The following is a 21,970-nucleotide window of genomic DNA, read 5'->3' as shown; positions in this document are numbered from 1 at the left end:
GTAATTGGAGTTGTCATGCTTGTCTTTGAATTTTGTGCAGAGAATTTAACTTATATTGATAAGGCGATTGCTGCTGGGGCAGGTCGCATTGAACTGTGCGATAACCTGGCAGTAGGAGGGACCACACCTAGTATAGGTGTGATCAATGAAGCAATCAAACTGACAAGAGAGAAGTCCGTGGATCTATGTGTCATTATCCGACCCCGAGGTGGCGATTTTGTCTATACTGATCTGGAAGTCGAAGCTATGCTGACGGATATTCGTGCTGCGAAAGAAATAGGGGTTACTTGTTTTGTGCTGGGAGCGCTGACGAGCGATCGAAAGTTGGACCAGAGGATCATGCAGCTTTTACTAGCAGCCTGTGGAGAGGCAGAGGTTGTCTTTCATATGGCCTTTGATGAGTTAGCTCATACAGATCAGCTAGAAGCGATTGAGTGGCTTTCTGATCAGGGTGTAGCCCGCATTTTAACACGAGCCGGAAGTCCAGGTGACCCACTAGAGCAACGTTTTGCCCACTATCATCGTTTATTAGATGCGGCTAAGGGAAAGATTCAGATCCTGCCAGGTGGAGGTTTGACCCTTGACAATCGTCAGCTCTTTTTGGAGCAATTGGGCGTTTGTCAACTGCATGGCACGCGCATCGTGTTTTAAAAAAGAAACGATCACTGCTTGAAGTAGTTTTGAAGATCCGTTATCAAGGTTGGGGACGTTGTTTCCAGCCTCTTCTAGTGTAAAAATGAATAAGGGAGAGGAAATGTTTTTAGAGCATTATTTTGACCGGTACACCTTTCAGCCAGAAAAGGGATTGGCTTACGGATTTGAGAAGAAAGGGGCAGGCTATGAGTACCAGTGTCCCGTCTTATCGGACACTTTTCTCTTAAATGTCCAGGTCTGCGACCGGAAGATTTCTTTTCAGGTCTATGATCAGGATACAGGGGACGAGTATATCCAGATCCATCTGGAACAGCTACAAGGAAATTTCGTTGGCCAAGTCAGAGAAGCTTGTCAGGAAAGTCTTGCAAGTATCCGCCAAGCTTGTTTTGAGGTAGAAGAATTTCTCTATCCTCAAGCCAAGCGTCTCATGGCCTATATCTCCCTGCACTATCAGGGAACGATTGAGTATTTGTGGGAAAGATCTCCGGAATCCGGCGCTATTCGCCACCGAGACACCCTCAAGTGGTATGGTGTCTTTATGACCATTGATTGGAAAAAACTGGATGCTGGCAAGTCTGGGAAAATAGAAGTTTTGAATGTTAAGTCTGATCAAGTAGCCCATTTCATCCAGCAGAAAGGGATTTATCCAGCTTTTCATATGAATAAAAAATATTGGGTGAGTATCCCCTTAGATGGAACAATTGCTGATGAGGACTTGTTTGCTCTGGTGGATAGTAGCTGGCAACTCACCAAAAAGGGGAAATAAGATGAATCTGTTGAGGAAATTATCTTGGTTTTTTAATTTAGAGAAGAAGCGATACTTGATCGGGATAGGGTCCTTGATCTTGGTTAGTTTTTTAAACCTCATTCCTCCAAGAATCATGGGACTTGTGATCGATTTGATCGATAAAAGAAGGCTGACACTGGGGCAGTTAGTTGTGGATATCGCCCTTTTGGTCCTCGCAGCTCTAGCCATGTATGGTCTTCGTTTTGTCTGGAGACGCTATATTTTTGGGACGGCTAATAAGTTGGCTCGGATCTTGCGTTACCGTTTGTTTAAGCAATTTACGCTCATGTCTCCGTCTTTTTATCAGCGTTATCGGACAGGGAATCTCATGGCCCATGCTACTAATGATATCAATGCGGTAACCATGTTTGCTGGTGGCGGCGTTATGTCTGCAGTGGATGCTTCCGTGACGGCCTTGGTGACTCTAGTCAGCATGTTTTTCATGATTGATTGGCGCTTAACCCTCTTGGCTATTTTGCCCCTACCGGTTATGGTGGTAGTGACTTCAGCTATTGGCCGCAAAAACCACAAAGCCTTCAAAGAGGCCCAAGAAGGCTTCTCAGAGCTGAACAACTTTGTTCAGGAATCAGTATCAGGAGTCAAGGTGACCAAATCCTTTGGCTTTCAGGCAGATGAGATTCAGGCTTTTGAAAAAACCAATCAAATGGTCTTTCGAAAAAATATGACTTCCGCCGGTTACAATGCTTTGTTTGATCCGACCACTCTTCTTTTTGTAGGTCTCTCCTATGTTTTGACGCTCTACTTCGGGGGGCTATTTGTTCAGGAAGGGAGCCTGACGGTTGGACAAATTGTAACCTTTATTACCTATCTCAATATGCTCGTCTGGCCCCTTCAAGCCATGGGCTTCTTGTTTAATATTAGTCAGCGGGCTAGCGTCTCCTATGATCGGATTGAGACACTTTTAGCAGAAACACCGGATATTCAAGATCCGAGTCAACCAGTCAGAGAAATCCAAAACGGCGATCTGGAATATGACATTGAAGAATTCGCCTATGAGAAAGAGCCTGTCCTTGAAAAGGTTGCCTTTCATTTAGAAAAAGGGCAAACCCTTGGAATTGTAGGACCAACTGGATCTGGAAAGACCACCTTGTTGCGTCTCTTGCTTAGAGAGCATGACTTGGAGCAGGGAGATATCTTGCTCAATGGAATCTCTATCAAAGACTATCGTTTAGAAGATCTTCGAAGCTTGATCGGCTACGTCCCTCAAGATCAGATCCTCTTTGCCATGACCATTCGCGAGAATGTCGCTTTTTCAGATCCACGGATCCAGGAAGAAGAGGTGATAAAGGCTCTGAGAACTTGTGGGGTCTATGAGGATATTCTGGCCATGCCAGACCAGATGGAGACAGTGCTGGGAGAGAGAGGAGTCTCTCTTTCTGGCGGGCAAAAGCAACGAATTGCCATGAGTCGTGCTTTGGTCATGAATCCTGAGATCTTGATTCTGGATGATTCCTTGTCTGCAGTAGATGCTAAAACGGAGCACCAAATCATTGAAAATATGAAGCAGGAACGCAAGGGGAAAACAACGATTATAACAGCCCACCGCCTATCAGCGATCGTTCATGCGGATTTGATTCTAGTAATGGAGAATGGACAGATCAAGGAGCGAGGAAATCACGAGGAATTAATGGCTCAAAAAGGTTGGTACTATGAAACCTACCAAGCCCAACAATTATCAGAAGAAATGGAGGGAAAGCTGAATGAAAACATCTGAAGCTCATGTTATGAAGCGGCTCTTGACTTACATGTGGTGTTATAAATGGTTAACAGCCCTAGCCTTAGCCTTTACCTTTCTAACTAGTCTGTTATTGACGGCGATCCCTCTTGCAGCTCGCTGGTATATTGACCACCTAGTGGATCCAACAGAAGCAGGCTCACCAGTTCTGACAGCTTTTCAGTTTTTGATTCTCTACTATGGGTTATTCATTGGGCGCGTGCTGGCAACTTATCTGAGTCAGTTAACCTTTGCGCGTGTATCCAATTCTATCGTAAGAGACATTCGTCTAGATATTTTCCAAAATCTTCAAAGGCTGGGTATGTCCTTTTATGACCAGACAGCAGCAGGTTCGATTGTTTCTCGAGTGACCAATGATACCCAGGCAGTCGCAGATATGTTTTCTACGGTCTTTTCAAGCCTGGTTTCATCCTTTTTACTCTTTCTAGTCACCCTGGTAACCATGTTTAGCTTGGACTGGCATTTGACCATTTGGATCCTGCCTTTTCTTCCCATCATTTGGTTTTCCATCCGTCTCTATCGCAAGTTATCCAATCGCTTGGTCAAGATGACCCGACAAAAATTATCAGATATCAATGTGAAATTATCGGAATCCATTGAAGGAATGCGGATCGTGCAGGCCTTTCGTCAAGAAAAGCGCTTGACGGATGAATTCGAACAGATTAATGGGGAACATTTGGACTATGCCAACCGATCTGTAGATGTCAATTCCCTCTTTTTGAGGCCAGCTATGACCCTGTTACAGGTCCTGGCTTATGCGGTTATTCTAACCTTTTTCGGCTTAAATTGGCGTAACTCTGGCTTTACAGCCGGTCTTATCTATGCCTTTATCCAGTATGTTAGCCAGCTTTTCCAACCCTTGATTGATGTTACGCAGAACTTTGCTACCTTGCAGACCTCAACCATTTCTGCAGGTCGTGTCTTTGAAATGATGGATCGAGACGACTATGAGCCCAAGCAAGCTGGTAGCCTGAAAGAAATTGAGCGGGGGGATATTCGTTTTGAGCATGTATCTTTTTCTTATGATGGCAAACGGGATGTCCTAAAAGAGATCTCCTTTGAGGTCAAAAACGGACAAACCATCGCTTTTGTTGGCCATACTGGTTCTGGTAAATCCTCTATTATCAATCTCTTCATGCGCTTTTATGAATTTGATCGTGGCCAGATCTTGATTGATGGACAGGATATCAAGGACTACAGCCAGGAAGCCTTGCGCAAGTCCATTGGTCTAGTGTTGCAGGAACCCTTCCTCTATCATGGAACCATTGCTTCTAATATCCGAATGTATCATGAAGAACTGACAGATGAGGAAATCCGACAAGCAGCTGCATTTGTGGATGTAGCAGACTTTATTGAGAGTCTACCTGGTGGCTATGATCATCCGGTAACAGAGCGGGGTTCTACCTTATCGACTGGTCAGCGTCAGCTTCTGGCTTTTGCCCGGACCATTGCTGCCCAGCCTAAGATCCTCATTTTGGATGAGGCCACTGCCAATATCGACCAAGAGACGGAAGAGATGATCCAAAATTCTCTGAAGAAGATGCGCCAAGGGCGGACAACCATTGCCATTGCCCATCGCCTTTCTACCATCCAAGATGCCGATTGCATCTATGTTCTCGATAAAGGAAAAATCATCGAATCGGGCAATCACGATCAACTCATTGCTCTAGGAGGAACGTATAAGAAAATGTATGACCTCCAGGCCGGTATGATGAAATAAGGACAAACAAGGAGAGTGGGACAGAAATCGGTAATTCGTTAGAATTCGATTTCGTCGTCCCACCTCCGCACAGTTGAGTAGGGCTGTAAAAGCTGATGAAATCAGCGTAGTAGAGCCCACTCAACCACTGCGTCTTGCTCGACAATCCAAAAACAATTGAAAGGCTAGGACTTTTGTCCCAGCCTCTTGTTTTTCTATCTTGAAAGCTGTAAAATATAGAAAAGAACTGAAAAAGGGAGCATACACCATGTCAAACGATCTGATCCTGATGGGAGTTGTGATTGTCTTATTTGGACTCTATTTCACTCTTCAAGTTGAGCTCAATAAAGTCAGAAATCAATTCACCCACTATCTTCTAAAATCAGGTAGTATTTCTAAGGAACAAAGAGAGAAGTACCTCAAAGAACCAGAGATGGAAGCGATTCGCCTGATTCGTCTCGATTATCGAATCGGTCTTCAAAATGCCAAACTTCTTTATGAGCAATTAAAGAAATAAGAAAGACCCTCGTATAGTTTATACGAGGGTTTCTCTTTCAAAAAAAGTTGTAAGTTTTGGTAGAACATTGGCCACATCTGCAGATTTGATCTTAGCGAGTTGATAAGGACAAGAAGCGATGTAGGCTGCTTCAAAGAAATCAAGCGGGAGTCCACTGTGTTTTAAGGCAGCAAGGGATTGAACTTGGCTGAGTTCTAGAAGGATCCCATCGTGGGTCAGGGTCAGATGAGGGAGAAGAGAAGACTGATCCATCAAGGTCTTCAATCTTTCTTCTTCCTCTTTTTTTCTGGCTAGAAGTCGCTTTTTATTGGTCAGATACATACCGTTATCAATGTAGAGACTCAAGGCCTTTTGCATGATTAGATTGCTATCATAGTCCAGAATTGTCTTATAGGTCAAGACCGGCTTAAGAAGGTCTTGGGGAAGGATCATGGAAGTGATGCGAAGAGCAGAAAAGAGATTGGTCGAAAAAGATTTGATATAGATGACCCGGTCCTTTTGATCCAAATAATGAAAAGAAGGGGCATTGCTGCCATCAAGATCTCCAAGGTAGTCGTCCTCAACAAGGTAGACATCATATTGGTCAGCTAGTTGCAAGATCGCTTCTTTCTGCTTGGTCGAATAGCTATGACCGAGCGGATAGTGAAAACGGGGGATCGTGTAGAAGAATTTGATATGGCCACTTTTGAAAATCTCTTCAAGTTCCTCGAGATCAATCCCCGTTAAATTACGTTGAATGGTACGGTAGGAAAGTTGCTGCGAATCTAAGAGTTGATTCATCCGATGATAAGTCGGTTGCTCGATCAAGATCTGAGATTTTTTATTGGGAAAGTCAATCTGGCTGAGGATATTGAGCGCCTGCTGGGTACCAGCAGTCAAAACAATCTGATCTGCAGTCGTATAAATACCTTCTTCCTTTAATAAGCCTTGAATTGATTGGCGTACTTCGAGTAAGCCTGCTTGATCCGAAAAGTTATTAAAGAGATAATTCTCCCGTCCAATCAAGGTTTCATTGATACAGGTCCGGAAGTCCTCGAAAGCCTGGTTGCGGTCTTTCTCTAATTTTAGTGGAAGATCTTCATGTCGATTAGGTTCTTGCTCCAAAACATAGTAGCCACTTTGAGGCTTAGCATAGAGGAAGTGCTGGTAAGTCAAGTCCAGCAAGGCCCGTTGCACCGTGTCCTTACTACAAGAAAATTGACTGGCTAACTGACGAACAGAAGGAATTTTCTGTCCAGTTTCCAGTTCTCCATCTTGAATGGCTTTTTTTAGAACATGAATAATTTTTTGGTATTTGCTCGTCTTCATCCTGACTGTCCCCATACAGTTTTTTTCTATTGTACAGAAAAAATCACAAAAAAACCACTCATAAGAGTGGTGAGCGTATTACATAAAGTAAACGATGGCTAAATACTGAAGAGAAGAAGCTGCCAGGATGAAGAGGTGCCAAATCATGTGGAAGTATGGTTTTTTCTTAGCATAAAAGCCAGCTCCAACCGTGTAGCACAGGCCGCCCATGAGCATGAGCCCCCAGAAGATCGGATTGGTTTGGCTAACGATTTGGGGAATAATAAAGATGACCAACCAGCCCATGATCAAGTAAAGAGCGAGACTGAACTTTTCATTGACTTTTTTGGCAAAGATTTTGTAAAGAATACCAAAGATGGTGGTCCCCCATTGGATCAAGATAATGCTGTAGCCCATCCAGTTGTTCATCAAGGTAAGGACGACTGGTGTGTAACTACCTGCGATCGCAATGTAGATCATGGAATGGTCGATAATACGAAGCACATACTTTTGAGGTGAATCGTAAGACATAGCATGGTAGACGGTCGAAGACAGAAACATCAAAAAGAGACTGATCACAAAGATAGAAGTCCCAAAAGCACTGAGAAGACCGTGTTGCTCAAAGCTATAGACTGCTGAAATCGGAAGCAGGATCAACATGAGGAGGGCGCCAACAGCATGGGTTACGCTATTGGCGATCTCTTCTCCAAAGGATAATTTTTTACTTAGTTTCATGGTGTAATTCATCAGTTTCTTCCTCCGTTGTTGCTGGTTGAATATAAGAAAGGGTTTCAAGATAAAGTTGAACTGTCTGACAGGCAGAGCGAATGATGGGAGCGATCGGCTCTTTTTGCTCATTGAGATAAGCGACAAAGCTATTATAGAGAAGATCTGAACTCGCCTGGTCCTGCAAGAAATTTAAGGTAGAAGCGATCTCCTGAATAGAAAAGACCGTTTTTAAGGTTTTAATAGCGATCAAGCGAGCCACCTGTCTACGCTGGTATTTCTTCTTATCTGGTTTTTCGACATAGCCATGTTTTACGTAATTGTTGATCATGGCAGCCGTCAAGCCCTTGTCTGAAGAAGAGAGAACAGGTGCACAGGTTTTATTGACATAAAGTAGGACCTGATCGAGATAGAGGTCTAGCTCAGGCAGTTGCTCCCACGTTGGATAGGAAAAAGTGGACACTAAATCTTCACCTTTCTTTAATCTAGTTTTCATAACTAGATAATAACATTAATAAAAACTCCTGTCAAGAAAATTTGAAAAATATGGTACAATAGACCTATGAAACTATTAATTCCATCCGCCAAAGAACTGAACGAACAGGCTCGTATCGTCGAGCCCCAACCCTTGTCAGAGAAGACAAAAACCATCCTCCAAGCTTTGAAGGCATTCTCCCTAGAAGAATTAGCTTCCTTTTACGGTATCTCAGAGGAAAGAGCCCTAGTAGAAAAGGAAAGAATTGAGGCTCTGTTAGCTGGGAGTGCTAAAACCTATCCTGCTTTGGAACTGTTTGATGGCCTTATGTATCGTAGTATCGAGCGTCAAGACTTATCCGAAAAAGAGCAGGCTTATCTGCAAGAGCATTTGTTGATCACGACTGCTTTATACGGTGTACTACCTGCCTATGAAGGGATTGCTCCCCATCGCTTGGATTTTATGATGAAGCTAAAACCAGCTGGAAAATCTCTAAAGGCACTTTGGAAAGAGGACTATGATCAGGCAGTAGAGGGTGAAGAACAGATCTTATCTCTCTTGTCCTCTGAGTTTGAACAGGTCTTCTCAAAAGCTATTCGTGAGCGAATGATTCGGATCAAATTCATGGAGAATCGTGGTGGGACACTAAAGATTCACTCAACGATTTCAAAGAAAGCACGTGGGGCCATGGTGACAGCTATGATGAAGGAAGAAATCACCCACCTAGAAAATCTGAAATCATTAGAAGTAGCAGGTTTCTCTTATCGTGAGGACTTATCGCAAGAGAAAGAATGGGTCTTTGTGAAAGAATAAATAAAAATATTCCTGAGAAGCGTCAGGAATATTTTTTTGATCTGTTAGATAAAGAGAATGTACGATGAAAACTCCAAAATAGAGGATTTTGGAGTCAGAATCGTCTTGAGCAGTAGGCTTAGGCGATATGTTTGAATTTCTTCAAGAGTTCTGTCAACTCAGCTTGCTCGCCGCTATTAAAGACTTGCATCAAGCGTTGAATATTTTTGATATGATCTGGAAGAGCTTCTTCGATCTTTTTACGACCGGCATCTGTAATAGATACAAGATAAGCACGGCGGTCTTCTGGATCGGTTTCGCGTGTAATCCAACCATCACGGACCATATTGCGAATAACCACAGTCATATTTCCAGAGGTCGCAAGAATGCTATCAATCAGATCTTGAATGCGAAGATCGCCTTTGCTGTACAAGGTTTCAAGTACAGAGAATTGAGTTGGTGTCAACTGGTGCTTTTTAAAGATATGAGCCTCAGACGCACGGATCAATCGTTCTGCCTTGTGGAAGACGATCATGGTTTTTAAATCTACGTTTGCTTCTTTGAATAATCTCTTTAAATTTTCCATATCTATATTTTATCAATAAATAGTATTTCTGTCGTTTAATTTTATTTTCAAATTAGTTACAAAATTGTGACAAATTTATTAAACTATGAACAAATGATAGCAAAGGTGTTAATTTTACTTTGTTTATCAAACAATTTTATACTAAAACATTGTAACAGGTATGAAATATTAGTAACAATTCTTTCTTGAAAATCTATAGAATTCTAGGTGGCTTTGGTGTATAATGAGGGAGTGAAACAGAAAAATAATCTTTTTATCATATGGCAACATATAATAGGAATCTGTATCTTAGTGTTGACGGTCCTTTTTTCTTGGCTATTTCTTGCTGAAAAAACTTCAGATCGCTTGCAGGATCAAATGGCGCAAGCAAGAAAAATAGCTCTGTCTCACTCTTCGATTGCGACCATTGAGACGGAAAGTTTCTTTCATGGCAAAGAAGCGTATCTTTCCTTCATTGGCAAGGACCAAGAGGGGCAAGATCTAGCGGTTTTGGTGGCGCAGGCGGATGATGCAGTCTATACCTACCCTTTGAAAGAAGGAGTTAGTTCCAAAGAGGCAGCTTCCGTCGTCAAAGAAAAGAGTCAGGACACGATTGATCGTGTCACTTTTGGACGCTTTAAAGGCAAACCGATCTGGGAAGTCAAGGCTGGGAGCTCTTATTATGTGGTGGATTTCAAGACTGGGAAAGTCACCGGTGTTTTTTAAGATTTGAGGAGGAAATATGAAATTATCAAATCGTGTTTTGGAAATGGAAGAAAGTGTGACCTTGGCTGCAAATGCGCGTGCCAAAGCTTTGGCGGCAGAAGGTCGTGATATCTTAAGTTTGACCCTGGGTCAACCTGACTTTGCGACTCCAAAAAATATTCAAGAAGCAGCAGTCGCATCCATTGAGGATGGTCGCGCTAGCTTTTATACGGTCGCATCTGGACTTCCAGAATTGAAGGATGCCATTAGCGACTATATGAAAGAGTTTTATGGCTATGCAGTGAACCGAAATGAGGTTGTGGTCGGTACTGGTGCTAAGTTTATCCTCTATGCCTTCTTTACTTCTGTCATCAATCCAGGAGATGAAGTCATTATTCCAACCCCATGCTGGGTTTCTTATGTAGACCAGATTAAGATGGTAGAAGGCACACCTGTTACTTTCCAAACAACAGAAGAAAATCACTTCAAGGCAACGGTAGAGCAACTGGAAGCAGCACGGACAGACAAGACCAAGGTTGTCTTGCTGAATTCGCCATCCAATCCAACAGGGATGATCTACAGTAAAGAAGAACTCGAAGCAATCGGAAACTGGGCTGTCGAGCATGATATCTTGATTTTGGCAGACGATATCTATGGTCGATTGGTCTATAATGGCAACACCTTTACGCCAATTTCTAGCTTATCAGAAGCGATTCGCAAGCAAACTATCGTGATTAACGGAGTTTCTAAAACCTATGCTATGACTGGTTGGCGGGTTGGTTTTGCTGTAGGAGATCCTGAGATTATCGGAGCTATGGCCAAGGTGATCAGCCAAACAACTTCCAACTTAACGACCGTTTCCCAATATGCCGCAATCGAAGCCCTCACAGGAGATCAATCTTCTATTGAGATCATGCGCCAAGCTTTTGAAGAGCGCTTGAATACTATTTATCCTTTGTTGAATGAAGTACCTGGTTTTGAAGCCATCAAACCTCAAGGAGCCTTCTATCTTTTCCCAAATGTCAAGAAGGCCATGGAGATGAAGGGGTATACAGATGTGACGGAATTTACTACAGCAATTTTAGAAGAAGCAGAGGTTGCTTTAGTAACGGGAGCTGGCTTTGGTGCCCCTGAAAATGTTCGCTTGTCTTATGCGACAGATTTGGATACCCTGAAAGAAGCTGTTCGCCGCCTCAAGGCCTTTATGGAAAAATAAAAATACAAGATCCTTAGTAATGAGCTGAGGATCTTTTTCTTTAAAAAAAATCTGGTTTTCACAGGTAGAGCCTAGCACTGAAAGCCTTTTTATGATACAATTAAGAAGATAATGTCTTCGGACAAGTTTAACGAGAAAAGGAAGATGAATGATGACAAAACGGATTACTATCATCGAAGTAAAAGACTATGTTGGTCAAGAAGTGACCATTGGTGCTTGGGTGGCCAACAAATCAGGTAAAGGAAAAATTGCTTTTTTGCAATTGCGTGACGGGACTGCCTTTTTCCAAGGTGTAGCTTTCAAACCAAACTTTATCGAAAAATTCGGCGAAGAAGTGGGGCTTGAAAAATTTGACACCATCAAACGCTTGAGCCAAGAAACATCAGTGTTTGTGACTGGTATTGTCAAAGAAGACGAGCGTTCTAAATTTGGTTACGAGTTGGATATTACAGACATCGAAGTCATTGGTGAATCACAAGACTACCCAATCACTCCAAAAGAACACGGAACAGACTTCTTGATGGACAACCGCCACTTGTGGTTGCGTTCACGCAAACAAGTCGCTGTCATGCAAATCCGTAATGCCATTATCTATGCAACTTATGAGTTCTTTGATAAGAATGGCTTCATAAAATTTGACAGCCCAATTCTTTCAGGAAATGCGGCGGAAGATTCAACTGAATTGTTTGAAACAGATTACTTCGGTACTCCAGCTTACTTGAGCCAATCCGGTCAGCTTTATCTGGAAGCAGGTGCTATGGCCCTTGGTCGCGTCTTTGACTTTGGTCCGGTATTCCGTGCTGAAAAATCAAAAACTCGTCGTCACTTGACTGAGTTCTGGATGATGGATGCGGAGTACTCTTACTTGACACACGATGAGTCACTTGATTTGCAAGAAGCTTATGTAAAAGCCCTTCTTCAAGGTGTTTTGGATCGTGCTCCTCAAGCCTTGGAAACATTGGAGCGTGATACTGAGCTCTTGAAACGCTATATTGCGGAACCATTCAAACGGATCACTTATGATGAAGCCATTGATCTCTTGCAAGAGCATGAAAATGATGAAGATGCGGATTATGAGCATTTGGAACATGGAGATGACTTCGGTTCACCACATGAAACATGGATTTCAAATCACTTTGGTCTACCAACCTTTGTGATCAACTACCCATCAGATATCAAGGCCTTCTACATGAAGCCAGTTCCTGGGAACCCAGATCGCGTGCTTTGTGCAGACTTGCTCGCACCAGAAGGCTACGGAGAAATCATCGGTGGATCTATGCGTGAGGAAGACTACGACGCCCTTGTTGCGAAGATGGAATCTCTTGGCATGGATCGTACAGAGTATGAATTCTACCTTGACCTTCGTAAATACGGTACAGTTCCACACGGTGGATTTGGTATTGGGATTGAACGGATGGTCACTTTCGCGGCTGGTACAAAACACATTCGTGAAGCCATTCCGTTCCCACGTATGTTGCATCGTATCAAACCTTAATAGACGTAAAAACGCCATTAGGCGTTTTTCACTTTTATCTGCTTCAAAAAACTATGAAAGGAATTTCAATGCTGAAAAAAGACATCATCGATGGGAAAGAATACGAAGAAGGCCAAGGATCTTTGATTGCGGATCTAGACCATTCCATTCAACAGATGCTCAAGTCATCCTACCCGGAAAGTCAAATGGATGATTTTATCACCTATAAAAATTTGAGCCAATATTGTATGGATTATCTAGGTCAGATTATTGATCGTGCCAATGATAAAAATGATGCGATTAAACAGCAGGTAACAGCTGTCATGCCCGAAAGCGAGCGTCCCTTTAACGTTGAAGACCGCTTGACAGCCAGCTATACCTTCGGTCAGCGTGTGGCGGATTCGGTTGCGCGCTTCGGTGGTTCTTGGACCTTTATTATTAGCTTCATCATGATGATGGCTATCTGGATGTTGATCAATGTCTTGCATCCCTTTGGCTGGAATTTTGACCCTTATCCTTTCATCTTGCTGAATCTAGCACTTTCTACGATTGCGGCGATTCAAGCTCCTTTGATCATGATGAGCCAAAACAGGGCAGCAGATTATGATCGCCTGCAAGCGCGAAATGACTTTAACGTCAATATGGAGTCTGAACGGGAAATTCGCTTACTGCATACGAAAATTGACCATATGGTGCAACAAGACCAGACGGATTTACTGGAAATTCAAAAGTTGCAAACCGAATTGTTGGTATCCTTGTCTAATCAAGTGACCCAATTGCGTCAAGAACTGAATCAAGAAAGAATGAAAGAGGTGGAGAAAATGTAGGCAACTCTAAGTAAGTCTTTTAGAAACACTCATATAATCTATTGAAAGAGGAAAAACAATGTTTAAAAGAACTTACAAACGCAATATTTCACTCCTAGCAGGTTTGGAATTTACATCTTATTTTGGAATCACCAGTTTTTGGATTCTCTTTTTTATTCAAAATGGTCTTTCTTTGCTTCAGATTGGTTTATTAGAGAGTATCTTTCATGGGACGAGCCTTTTATGTGAGATCCCATCTGGTATGTTGGCCGATCGCTTTAGCTACAAGACCAATCTCTATTTGGCTCGCTTGTCCAGTATTGGATCTTCTATCTTGATTTTATTTGGTCAGGGGAATTTTTGGATCTATGCCATTGCTATGATAATCAATGCTTGGTCTTATAATTTTGACTCGGGGACCAGTACGGCTTTCTTATTTGATTCAGCGGTGGAAGCGGGCCAAAAGGACCGTTATCTTCAGATTTCTAGCTTTTTGTCTGGTGTGGCCGAAGTCACCCGAACTTTAGGAACAGTGGTGGCAGGCTTCTTTATTCACGGAGCATTGGCTTGGACCTATTATATTGCTATCGGGCTATCCTTGATTTCTATTCTTTTGATTTTTCTCATGAAGGAGCCAGAGAGCAAGAGTGATGAACGATGTCACTTGACCTTAAAGCGGATATTGGAGGTAGTGAAACAAGAATGGCAGGATAAACCAGTCTTGTTTTACTGGATGCTCACCTATCAGTTGGTAGGGACCATCATGTGTATGTTTTATTATTACTACCAACAGAAAATCAGCGACTTGGCTAGTTGGCAAGTTTCGCTCATCATGTTAATTGGTAGTGGATTCAATCTCCTGGCGGTTTATTTGGCTAGTCAAATCGGGAAAAAATGGAATAGTAATCAAGTCTTTCCGATTCTGGTTGCACTGACAGGGTTGACCTTGCTTTTGGTAGGTTTAAAGACTCCATTTGCCTATCTGAGTGTCTATCTCTTGACCAATGTCCTTTATGCCGTTTATCAACCCATCTACTACAATGATTTACAAGCTTATCTGCCTTCCAGTGTGCGAGCAACCATGCTGAGTATCAATTCCATGATGTTTAGTCTATCTATGATTGTCATTTTCCCACTGACTGGTTGGTTGATCGATACTTGTGGATTTGTAGCAGTCTTTCTTGTGCTGGGCCTTATAACATTCCTATCTTTCCCTCTCTTACTGATTGGTTTAGGGAGAATGGGCAAGACCTTAAGCGATGTGACAAAGACTGAATAAAACTTATAGGGTTCTTGAGTCTAACAAGATTTAAATAGCAGAAAAACTGAACAATCCTTCTATGCTATGTAGGAATAGTAAGATTGAAGACAAAGTCATCTTAGAAACTTTCCTTAGGCGAGGACGGACGTCAGCGAACTTCTATGAAGTTCCATGACTAATTATTGAGCCTAAGGTCTCAATAATTCCGAGTGCTAGAAACAATAGTGTTTCTAGCACTTTTCTCACAGCGGAAAGTTTCAGTAGATGATTGAATAGCTCTAACAAATAAAATTATTTTATCTTTATAGAAGTTAATTAATTTGTATAAAAGAGCAGTTTGTCTACGTTCTCATACTCTCTGCTTGGCAGGGAGAGTTTTTTTGTCAGTTATAATTGTGGTAAAATAGGTATATCCTATTTAAAAAGAATCGAGTTGTATGAAATCATTATTGAAGTATTTTAAGGGCTATCTATGGGAAACTTTTCTAGGGCCCGTGTTTAAGCTTTTAGAAGCTATTTTTGAATTGTGTGTCCCCTTAATCATCGCCCACTTAGTCGATCAGGTCATTCCGAAAAAGGAAACGAGCGCAGTGGTGATGACGGTCGGTGTTTTGTTTTTATTTGCGAGCTTTGGTGTCGTCGTAGCTATTACGGCCCAGTATTTTTCTTCTAAAGCAGCTGTCGGCTTTACCCGCGAGATGACCAAGGATTTGTATGAGAAGATCTTATCACTTCCAAAGGACAAGCGCGATAGGATCGGGACTTCTAGTTTGGTAACCCGTCTCACTTCTGATACCTATCAAATTCAGGTTGGGATCAACCAATTCTTGCGCCTCTTTTTGAGAGCACCGATTATTGTCTTTGGTTCTATCATCATGGCTTTCACCATCAGTCCTAAACTAACCCTTTGGTTCTTGGGGATGGTGGCGATTTTAACCTTGATTATTGTGATCATGTCTCGGATTGTCAATCCTCTTTTTGCCAAGATCCGGAAAATCACAGACCGAATGGTCACAGTGACGCGTCAGCAATTTCAAGGGATGCGGGTGATTCGGGCCTTTGGACAACAGTCTAGTGAATTAGAGGACTTTAGAGAGGTCAATCAGGACTACAAGATCTGGCAAATTCGCGCTGGTATCTGGTCTAGTTTGGTCAGTCCCTTGACCTTCCTTGTGGTCAATACGACCTTGGTTTGTGTCATTTGGCAAGGACAATTGAATATCTCTGCTGGTCTTTTAACCCAAGGGATGTTGGTCGCTTTGGTCAATTATTTATTACAAATTTTAACAGAATTGATCAAACTCGCGATGCTGGTCACGTCTTTAAATGTCAGCTATATTTCAGCCAAGCGTGTGCAAGAGATTTTCGATTTGAAGGAAGAAGACCTCTTGGAAGCTTTGCCAGTAGAAACTGCAAGAGAGCAAGAAGCGATTAGCGCCCAGAAAGTTTTTTTCACTTATCCAACGGCTTCAAGCCCAGCCTTAGAAGATATTTCCTTTGATCTGGATCATGGACAGATGTTGGGAATTATCGGTGGTACAGGATCTGGGAAGTCCACCCTGGTTCAGTTATTGAGTCATTTGTATGCCGTGAGTCAGGGAAAATTAGCCCTCTTTCATCAAGGTCACTCTCCTAAAACTCTTAAGGAGTGGCGGGAGTGGGTAGCTCTTGTCCCACAGAAGGCAGAGCTCTTTAGAGGGACTATCCGCTCGAATCTCTTACTAGGGATGGAAGAAAATCTATCGGATAATGATTTGTGGTGGGCCCTAGAAACAGCTCAGGCGGCTGATTTTGTCCGTGAAAAAGAAGGACAACTCGATGAGCAAGTGGAAGCCTTTGGTCGAAATTTCTCAGGTGGGCAACGTCAGCGTTTGACCATTGCGCGTGCCCTTTTGAAGAAGGCTCCTTTCTTGATTTTGGATGATTCGACCTCTGCCTTGGATTATTTGACGGAAGCACGTCTCTTAAAATCGATTAAAGAAGAATTGAGTGATACGAGTTTGATCCTAGTATCTCAACGAACCAATAGTCTCAAGTCTGCTGATCAGATTTTGGTCTTGAACAAGGGACATCAAGTTGGACTGGGAAATCACGATTTCCTCTTGTCTACCAATGAGATTTATCAAGAAATTCATTATTCACAACACGGGAGGGAGGAAGCATGAGTCAAAAACGTTCTAGTTATGTAAAACGTCTGTTTAGAGATTTTGCTCACCATCCCGGGCTCCTGATTCTAGCTAGTCTCGGAACCATCGCTCAAGTGGCCTTAACAGTCTGGTTACCGATCCTGATTGGACATGCGGTTGACTTGGTCATTAATCCTCAAGGGATGAAAGTCTTAAGGCCTGTTTTGATCCAAATGGTTCTGGTCATTGTGGCCAATACCTTGATCCAATGGATCAATCCCTTGTTATACAATCAATTGGTCTATCGTTTTAGCCAAAGCCTAAGAGCAGAAGTGATGGAAAAAGTACACCGCTTGCCCTTGTCTTATCTAGATAAACAAGGGAGCGGGGACTTCGTCAGTCGCCTCACGACCGATGTAGAGCAACTCAATAGTGGTCTTCTGATGGTCTTTAACCAGTTCTTTGTTGGCCTCTTAACCATTCTTGTCACTATCGTGACGATGGCGGAATTGGATTTCTTTATGATGGTGGCGGTTCTGGTCTTGACCCCTTTATCTCTCTTGATTGCTCGTTTTATTGCCAAGCGTTCTTATACGCTTTTCCAAAAGCAGACCAAGGCGCGTGGTCTTCAAACCCAGTTGATCGAAGAGTCTTTGACCCAGGAAAGTTTGATCCAGTCCTTTAATGCTCAGGATCAATTCCGTAAGGCTTTTAAAGGGACGAATGAAAGCTATGCCAATTATTCCCAATCCGCTGTCTTTTATTCCTCAACTGTCAACCCTGCCACTCGCTTTGTGAATGCCTTGATTTATGCAGTAGTGGCTGGATTTGGTGCTGTACGTATTATTTCGGGATCTCACTTTACTGTTGGTCAATTGGTGACCTTCCTCAATTATGTCAACCAATACACCAAGCCCTTTAATGATATCTCCTCTGTATTGTCAGAACTCCAAAGTGCCCTTGCCTGCGCAGAGCGCTTGTATAGCGTCTTGGATCAAGCTGAGGTCGAAGAGACAGGGCAACTGGTTCTGGAAAGTCAGGATGTTAAAGGCGCGATTGGTTTTGAACACGTCACATTTGGCTATGATTTGGGGCGGACTTTGATTAAAGATCTAACTATTCAGGTTCCAGCCGCCAGTAAAGTGGCCATTGTAGGGCCTACTGGAGCAGGAAAATCGACCTTGATTAATTTGCTCATGCGTTTCTACCCTGTTAATTCTGGAGAGATCACGATTGATGGGGTGCCAATTACGGACTACACCCGTGCTTCTTACCGCCAACAGTTTGGTATGGTCCTGCAAGAAACTTGGCTTAAGGTCGGGACCATTCATGAAAATATCGCCTTTTCTCGTCCAGATGCAACTAGAGAAGAAGTCATAGAAGCAGCCAAAGCAGCCAATGCAGATTTCTTCATTCGGCAGTTGCCACAAGGGTACGATACCTATCTTTCAGATGCTGGAGAGTCTTTGTCTCAAGGACAACGCCAACTCTTAACGATTGCGCGGGTTTTCCTTTCAGTTCCTAAGATTTTAATCTTGGATGAGGCGACATCCTCCATCGATACTCGGACTGAGGTCTTGATTCAAGATGCCTTTAATCAGCTCATGAAGGGACGGACCAGCTTTATCATTGCTCACCGCTTATCGACCATTCAAAATGCTGATATGATTCTTGTCATGGTGGATGGCGATATTGTTGAGCATGGCACTCATGAAGAGCTAATGCAAGCGCAAGGTGTGTACTACAAGATGCAGACAGCTCAGCAACAGGTTAGTTAGAATGAAAAGCATTTTCAGATTTGAAAATGCTTAGATTGAAGATAAAGACATATTCAAAACTTTCCTTAAGTGAGTACGGACGTCAGCGAACTTCTACGAAGTTCCATGACTTAGTTTTGAACCTAAAGTTTCAAAACTCCCGAGTGCTAGAAACTGATTTGTTTCTAGCACTTTTCTCACAGCGGAAAGTTTCAATATTTTCTTGATTCATTTTAAAAATTGAAAATCATTGTTGTTCCTTTTTAGAAACGCTTTACTTATTTTATTTTAAAATAGTTAGTCCACATTCTAAGCATTTTCAGGTTTGAAAATGCTTTTTTAGGTCTAAAAAACATCTAGCAAAATTGCTAGATGTTTCAAAAACCACTATTTTTTTAAACGTTTAGAACCTTATCCAAGAATTCTTTTAAACGTGGGTGTTGTGGGTTATCGAAGATTTGGTCTGGTTTACCGTCTTCGAGGAATTCACCGTCTGCGGTGAAGATGACGCGGTTGGCTACTTGGCGGGCAAATCCCATCTCATGGGTAACGATGATCATGGTCATGCCTTGCTCTGCCAACTCTTTCATAACGTTCAATACATCTCCTACCATCTCAGGGTCAAGGGCAGAAGTAGGTTCGTCAAAGAGCATAATATCTGGATTCATGGCAAGTCCACGTGCGATAGCCACACGTTGTTTTTGACCACCGGAAAGGCTGTTCGGATTGGCATCGGCTTTATCTGCGAGTCCAACTTTTTCCAACAATTCCATCCCGACTTTTTGAGCTTCTTCACGGGTCATCAGTTTGTGCTCTACTGGCGCAAACATAATATTTTCAAGGACGCTCATGTGAGGGAAGAGGTTGAAGTGTTGGAAAACCATCCCGATATTTTCACGGACTAGATCAACATTAGTTTTTGGATCGGTTAGATCATATCCATTAACTGTAATTTGACCTTTTGTAACTTCTTCGAGGAGATTGAGACTACGAAGGAAGGTCGATTTACCTGAACCGGATGGTCCGATAATACAAACCACATCTCCTTCATAGAATTTTGTTGAAATTCCTTTTAGGACCTCATTTTCACCATAGTATTTGTGGAGGTCATGGACATCAATTTTTAATTTAGCCATTAGTTAACCTTCTTTTCTAATTTTTTTGCAAATCGTGTTAGCAAGGTGATAATCACGAGGTAGAAAACGGCAAGGATCGCATACATCTTGAAACTTTGGTAGTTTCGAGCAATGATGATCTTACCAGTTTGGAAGAGTTCGACCAATCCGATCGCAGAAACGATCGTCGTATCTTTCAGGGCAATGACGAATTGGTTCACAAAGTTTGGAAGCATGAGTTTGGTTGCTTGTGGCAAGATGATCTTACGCATGGTCTTGCCATAAGAGATTCCAAGGCTTCGGCTGGCTTCCATCTGTCCAATCGGAACTGCTTGAATCCCCCCACGGACAATTTCTGCGATATAAGCAGCAGCATTGAGGGAGAGGGCGATGGTACCTGCGACAAAGTCGTTGATTGGGGATTGATGACCTGTGACAGTTTCAATCAAGTTTGGAATTCCCCAGAAGATGAAGGCTGCAAGGATCATGAGTGGGATCCCACGAATAACATCGACAAAGATTTCTGCTGTCCAGCGGAGCCATTTATAAGGGCTAACACTAAACATCCCAAAGATAACACCGATCACCATAGCAATGGCGAAGGAGAGAAGTGCAAGGGCAAGAGTCACACCCAAACCACTTAACAATTGTTTGTAGTTGTTTTGAAGTAAGCCCCAGATCGTTGTTTCATCTGCTGTTGTACTTGAAGTACTTGATTTGCTATCTGCTTTAAGGTATTTATCGAGAATCTTTTGGTATTGACCGCTTTTCTTCAAGTTTGCAAGACCGTTATTGAACATTTCGATCAATTCAGGATTTTCACCCTTCTTAACGGCAAATGCTAGTTGACCACTTGGAGTTCCTTCGATAGGTGTTTTGAATTTACGTCCTTGTTTAATAGCGTATTTGATAACAGGTTCGTCATCCATGATCGCTGCGACAGAACCAGAATTCAAACTATCGTACATAGAAGCTCCGTCAGAGAACGTTTTGATCTTGTAACCATATTTCTTTTGGTTTTCTTCAAGGAAGTTTTGTGAGGAAGTACCGTTTTTAACACCGACTGTCTTTCCTTTTAGGTCATCATATGAATCAATCTTGCTGCTTTCTTGAACAGCTAGAATAGAATTGGCTGTGTAGTATGGTTCAGAAAAATCAAATGTTTCTTTCCGAGCATCTGTTACGGTCATCCCTGCAATCATTCCTTGCGCATGGCCGGATTGGACATCACTTACCGCTGCGTCAAATCCAGGATTATTAATCTCGATGGTAAATCCTTGGTCTTTGGCAATAGCCTTGATCAAGTCCATATCGATCCCTGTGTATTTGTTTTTTCCATTTTGGAAGACAAATGGTGCAAAAGATGAGTCACTTGAAATTACATATTTTGATTTTTTAGGAGTTGCTTTTTGACCAGCAGGAGTAGTTGTTTCTGGAACGGCACTGTTACTTGATGATTGGCTTTCACCTGTCCATTTCTTGATGATCTCATCAAGTGTTCCATCAGCTTTCATTTGAGCGAGAGCCTTGTTAAATTCAGTGATCAACTTTTCATGATTGCCACCTTTTTTAACACCAAAGGCAAAGCCACCGACTGCTTCCCCGTCCATATTGATAGCTAGGTCCTGACCCTTTTGGATGGCGTATTGAATAACAGGTTGGTCATCCATGACTGCATCCACTGCACCAGCTGATAAACTGTTATACATGAGATCACCGGTATCAAAAGTCTTGATCTTGTAGCCGTACTTGTCCTTGTTTTTATCGAGGAAGCGTTGGGCTGCAGTTCCGTTTTTAACACCGACTGTCTTCCCTTTTAATTGGCTGTACTTCGTGATTTTATCGGCTTTCGTAGTCGCGATGACAACTTTTGTATCGTAGTAAGTATCAGACATGGTGAAGACTTTTTCACGTTCTGTTGTTTTGGTCATACCGGCCATGATGGCATCTGCTTGACCAGCTTGAACTGCATTGACCGCTGCATCAAATCCTGGGAAGGATTTGTCCAAATCCCAGCCATTGATTTCAGCGACCTTGTCCAAGATCTCTACGTCAATTCCTTTATAGGTTTGATCTGAATCCTTAAATTCAAATGGTGCATAAGCTGTGTCGAAAACGACCTTGATCGTTTCAGCATGAGCATGACCAGCGAATGCAACGAATGGAAATAAGAACAGCAAACATGCTAGTAATTTTTTCTTCATTTCTGTCTCCTTTTAATTCTTTTCTCTTTGGGTATTTGACCCATGAGC

General features: G+C 42.4%; 19 protein-coding genes. 13 read left to right on the top strand and 6 right to left on the bottom strand.

All coding sequences use genetic code 11. From position 1 onward, the window contains the following. Positions 1-15: 15 nt before the first annotated feature. From RIN70_RS06020 to RIN70_RS06000, 5 genes are all read left to right on the top strand, one after another. A complete protein-coding gene (locus RIN70_RS06020; protein WP_313790447.1) occupies positions 16-651 on the top strand; it encodes a copper homeostasis protein CutC in 636 nt (211 codons plus the stop codon). 103 nt (positions 652-754) lie between these two features. Then, complete coding sequence (locus RIN70_RS06015; RefSeq protein ID WP_313790446.1) at positions 755-1,420, top strand: MmcQ/YjbR family DNA-binding protein; 666 nt, start codon at positions 755-757, stop codon at positions 1,418-1,420. A 1-nt stretch (position 1,421) separates the two neighbouring features. Next, a complete protein-coding gene (locus RIN70_RS06010) occupies positions 1,422-3,176 on the top strand; it encodes an ABC transporter ATP-binding protein (protein WP_313790445.1) in 1,755 nt (584 codons plus the stop codon). After that, positions 3,163-4,917 (top strand): ABC transporter ATP-binding protein, encoded by a 1,755-nt coding sequence (locus RIN70_RS06005; protein ID WP_272144144.1) that lies wholly within the window; start codon positions 3,163-3,165, stop codon positions 4,915-4,917. Before RIN70_RS06010 ends, RIN70_RS06005 begins: the two co-directional genes overlap by 14 nt. A gap of 247 nt (positions 4,918-5,164) precedes the next feature. Further along, positions 5,165-5,413, top strand: a complete 249-nt coding sequence (locus tag RIN70_RS06000; RefSeq protein WP_272144142.1) for a hypothetical protein — start codon at positions 5,165-5,167, stop codon at positions 5,411-5,413. A gap of 18 nt (positions 5,414-5,431) precedes the next feature. On the opposite strand, the gene RIN70_RS05995 is transcribed toward RIN70_RS06000, so the two are convergent. The 3 genes from RIN70_RS05995 to RIN70_RS05985 form a co-directional block, all read right to left on the bottom strand. Continuing rightward, the gene (locus RIN70_RS05995) at positions 5,432-6,736 is read right to left on the bottom strand and encodes an aminotransferase-like domain-containing protein (RefSeq protein WP_313790444.1); all 1,305 of its coding nucleotides are present in this window, start codon (positions 6,734-6,736) and stop codon (positions 5,432-5,434) included. 63 nt (positions 6,737-6,799) lie between these two features. Continuing rightward, positions 6,800-7,447: a PAQR family membrane homeostasis protein TrhA gene (gene trhA, locus RIN70_RS05990; protein WP_313790443.1), complete on the bottom strand. Its 648-nt coding sequence runs from the start codon at positions 7,445-7,447 to the stop codon at positions 6,800-6,802. Next, on the bottom strand, positions 7,422-7,922 hold the full coding sequence (locus tag RIN70_RS05985; protein ID WP_313790442.1) for a DUF1836 domain-containing protein: 501 nt from the start codon (positions 7,920-7,922) through the stop codon (positions 7,422-7,424). Before RIN70_RS05985 ends, trhA begins: the two co-directional genes overlap by 26 nt. A gap of 66 nt (positions 7,923-7,988) precedes the next feature. Here RIN70_RS05985 and yaaA point away from each other — a divergent pair, with 66 nt between their 5' ends. Beyond that, positions 7,989-8,714, top strand: a complete 726-nt coding sequence (gene yaaA, locus RIN70_RS05980) for a peroxide stress protein YaaA (protein ID WP_313790441.1) — start codon at positions 7,989-7,991, stop codon at positions 8,712-8,714. A 118-nt stretch (positions 8,715-8,832) separates the two neighbouring features. Here yaaA and RIN70_RS05975 read toward each other — a convergent pair whose 3' ends face one another. Next, complete coding sequence (locus RIN70_RS05975; RefSeq protein ID WP_003001765.1) at positions 8,833-9,279, bottom strand: MarR family winged helix-turn-helix transcriptional regulator; 447 nt, start codon at positions 9,277-9,279, stop codon at positions 8,833-8,835. 291 nt (positions 9,280-9,570) lie between these two features. On the opposite strand from RIN70_RS05975, the gene RIN70_RS05970 reads away from it, so the two are divergent. The 7 genes from RIN70_RS05970 (at position 9,571) to RIN70_RS05940 (ending at position 18,624) form a co-directional block, all read left to right on the top strand. Next, on the top strand, positions 9,571-9,984 hold the full coding sequence (locus RIN70_RS05970) for a cell wall elongation regulator TseB-like domain-containing protein (protein WP_313790439.1): 414 nt from the start codon (positions 9,571-9,573) through the stop codon (positions 9,982-9,984). Positions 9,985-10,000: 16 nt separating this feature from the next. Beyond that, positions 10,001-11,179, top strand: a complete 1,179-nt coding sequence (locus tag RIN70_RS05965) for a pyridoxal phosphate-dependent aminotransferase (RefSeq protein ID WP_313790438.1) — start codon at positions 10,001-10,003, stop codon at positions 11,177-11,179. Between the two features lie 148 nt (positions 11,180-11,327). Then, positions 11,328-12,674 (top strand): asparagine--tRNA ligase, encoded by a 1,347-nt coding sequence (gene asnS / locus RIN70_RS05960; RefSeq protein ID WP_070594874.1) that lies wholly within the window; start codon positions 11,328-11,330, stop codon positions 12,672-12,674. Between the two features lie 68 nt (positions 12,675-12,742). Beyond that, complete coding sequence (locus RIN70_RS05955; protein WP_173020168.1) at positions 12,743-13,480, top strand: DUF1003 domain-containing protein; 738 nt, start codon at positions 12,743-12,745, stop codon at positions 13,478-13,480. Positions 13,481-13,538: 58 nt separating this feature from the next. Further along, complete coding sequence (locus RIN70_RS05950; protein ID WP_201087723.1) at positions 13,539-14,738, top strand: MFS transporter; 1,200 nt, start codon at positions 13,539-13,541, stop codon at positions 14,736-14,738. 419 nt (positions 14,739-15,157) lie between these two features. After that, a complete protein-coding gene (locus RIN70_RS05945) occupies positions 15,158-16,885 on the top strand; it encodes an ABC transporter ATP-binding protein (protein ID WP_201087722.1) in 1,728 nt (575 codons plus the stop codon). Next, on the top strand, positions 16,882-18,624 hold the full coding sequence (locus RIN70_RS05940) for an ABC transporter ATP-binding protein (RefSeq protein WP_201087721.1): 1,743 nt from the start codon (positions 16,882-16,884) through the stop codon (positions 18,622-18,624). The genes RIN70_RS05945 and RIN70_RS05940 overlap by 4 nt, the downstream gene beginning before the upstream one ends. Positions 18,625-18,998: 374 nt before the next feature. Here RIN70_RS05940 and RIN70_RS05935 read toward each other — a convergent pair whose 3' ends face one another. Then, positions 18,999-19,739, bottom strand: coding sequence for an amino acid ABC transporter ATP-binding protein (locus RIN70_RS05935; RefSeq protein WP_003007564.1), 741 nt, complete (start codon positions 19,737-19,739; stop codon positions 18,999-19,001). After that, the gene (locus tag RIN70_RS05930) at positions 19,739-21,922 is read right to left on the bottom strand and encodes an amino acid ABC transporter substrate-binding protein/permease (RefSeq protein WP_313790437.1); all 2,184 of its coding nucleotides are present in this window, start codon (positions 21,920-21,922) and stop codon (positions 19,739-19,741) included. Before RIN70_RS05930 ends, RIN70_RS05935 begins: the two co-directional genes overlap by 1 nt. Positions 21,923-21,970 lie beyond the last annotated feature (48 nt).

The organism is Streptococcus parasanguinis, assembly GCF_032163505.1.
Taxonomy (GTDB): domain Bacteria; phylum Bacillota; class Bacilli; order Lactobacillales; family Streptococcaceae; genus Streptococcus; species Streptococcus parasanguinis_V.
This window is presented reverse-complemented; position numbering and strand designations above follow the sequence as displayed.

Bases quoted from the DNA above. Each gene is read 5' to 3' on its own strand.
- RIN70_RS05975 (WP_003001765.1), bottom strand. From the start codon at position 9,279: ATGGAAAATTTAAAGAGATTATTCAAAGAAGCAAACGTAGATTTAAAA.
- RIN70_RS05955 (WP_173020168.1), top strand. From the start codon at position 12,743: ATGCTGAAAAAAGACATCATCGATGGGAAAGAATACGAAGAAGGCCAA.
- RIN70_RS06015 (WP_313790446.1), top strand. From the start codon at position 755: ATGTTTTTAGAGCATTATTTTGACCGGTACACCTTTCAGCCAGAAAAG.
- RIN70_RS05935 (WP_003007564.1), bottom strand. From the start codon at position 19,739: ATGGCTAAATTAAAAATTGATGTCCATGACCTCCACAAATACTATGGT.
- RIN70_RS05930 (WP_313790437.1), bottom strand. From the start codon at position 21,922: ATGAAGAAAAAATTACTAGCATGTTTGCTGTTCTTATTTCCATTCGTT.
- yaaA (WP_313790441.1), top strand. From the start codon at position 7,989: ATGAAACTATTAATTCCATCCGCCAAAGAACTGAACGAACAGGCTCGT.
- RIN70_RS06010 (WP_313790445.1), top strand. From the start codon at position 1,422: ATGAATCTGTTGAGGAAATTATCTTGGTTTTTTAATTTAGAGAAGAAG.
- asnS (WP_070594874.1), top strand. From the start codon at position 11,328: ATGATGACAAAACGGATTACTATCATCGAAGTAAAAGACTATGTTGGT.
- trhA (WP_313790443.1), bottom strand. From the start codon at position 7,447: ATGAATTACACCATGAAACTAAGTAAAAAATTATCCTTTGGAGAAGAG.
- RIN70_RS06000 (WP_272144142.1), top strand. From the start codon at position 5,165: ATGTCAAACGATCTGATCCTGATGGGAGTTGTGATTGTCTTATTTGGA.
- RIN70_RS06005 (WP_272144144.1), top strand. From the start codon at position 3,163: ATGAAAACATCTGAAGCTCATGTTATGAAGCGGCTCTTGACTTACATG.
- RIN70_RS05940 (WP_201087721.1), top strand. From the start codon at position 16,882: ATGAGTCAAAAACGTTCTAGTTATGTAAAACGTCTGTTTAGAGATTTT.
- RIN70_RS06020 (WP_313790447.1), top strand. From the start codon at position 16: ATGCTTGTCTTTGAATTTTGTGCAGAGAATTTAACTTATATTGATAAG.
- RIN70_RS05965 (WP_313790438.1), top strand. From the start codon at position 10,001: ATGAAATTATCAAATCGTGTTTTGGAAATGGAAGAAAGTGTGACCTTG.
- RIN70_RS05950 (WP_201087723.1), top strand. From the start codon at position 13,539: ATGTTTAAAAGAACTTACAAACGCAATATTTCACTCCTAGCAGGTTTG.
- RIN70_RS05985 (WP_313790442.1), bottom strand. From the start codon at position 7,922: ATGAAAACTAGATTAAAGAAAGGTGAAGATTTAGTGTCCACTTTTTCC.
- RIN70_RS05945 (WP_201087722.1), top strand. From the start codon at position 15,158: ATGAAATCATTATTGAAGTATTTTAAGGGCTATCTATGGGAAACTTTT.
- RIN70_RS05995 (WP_313790444.1), bottom strand. From the start codon at position 6,736: ATGGGGACAGTCAGGATGAAGACGAGCAAATACCAAAAAATTATTCAT.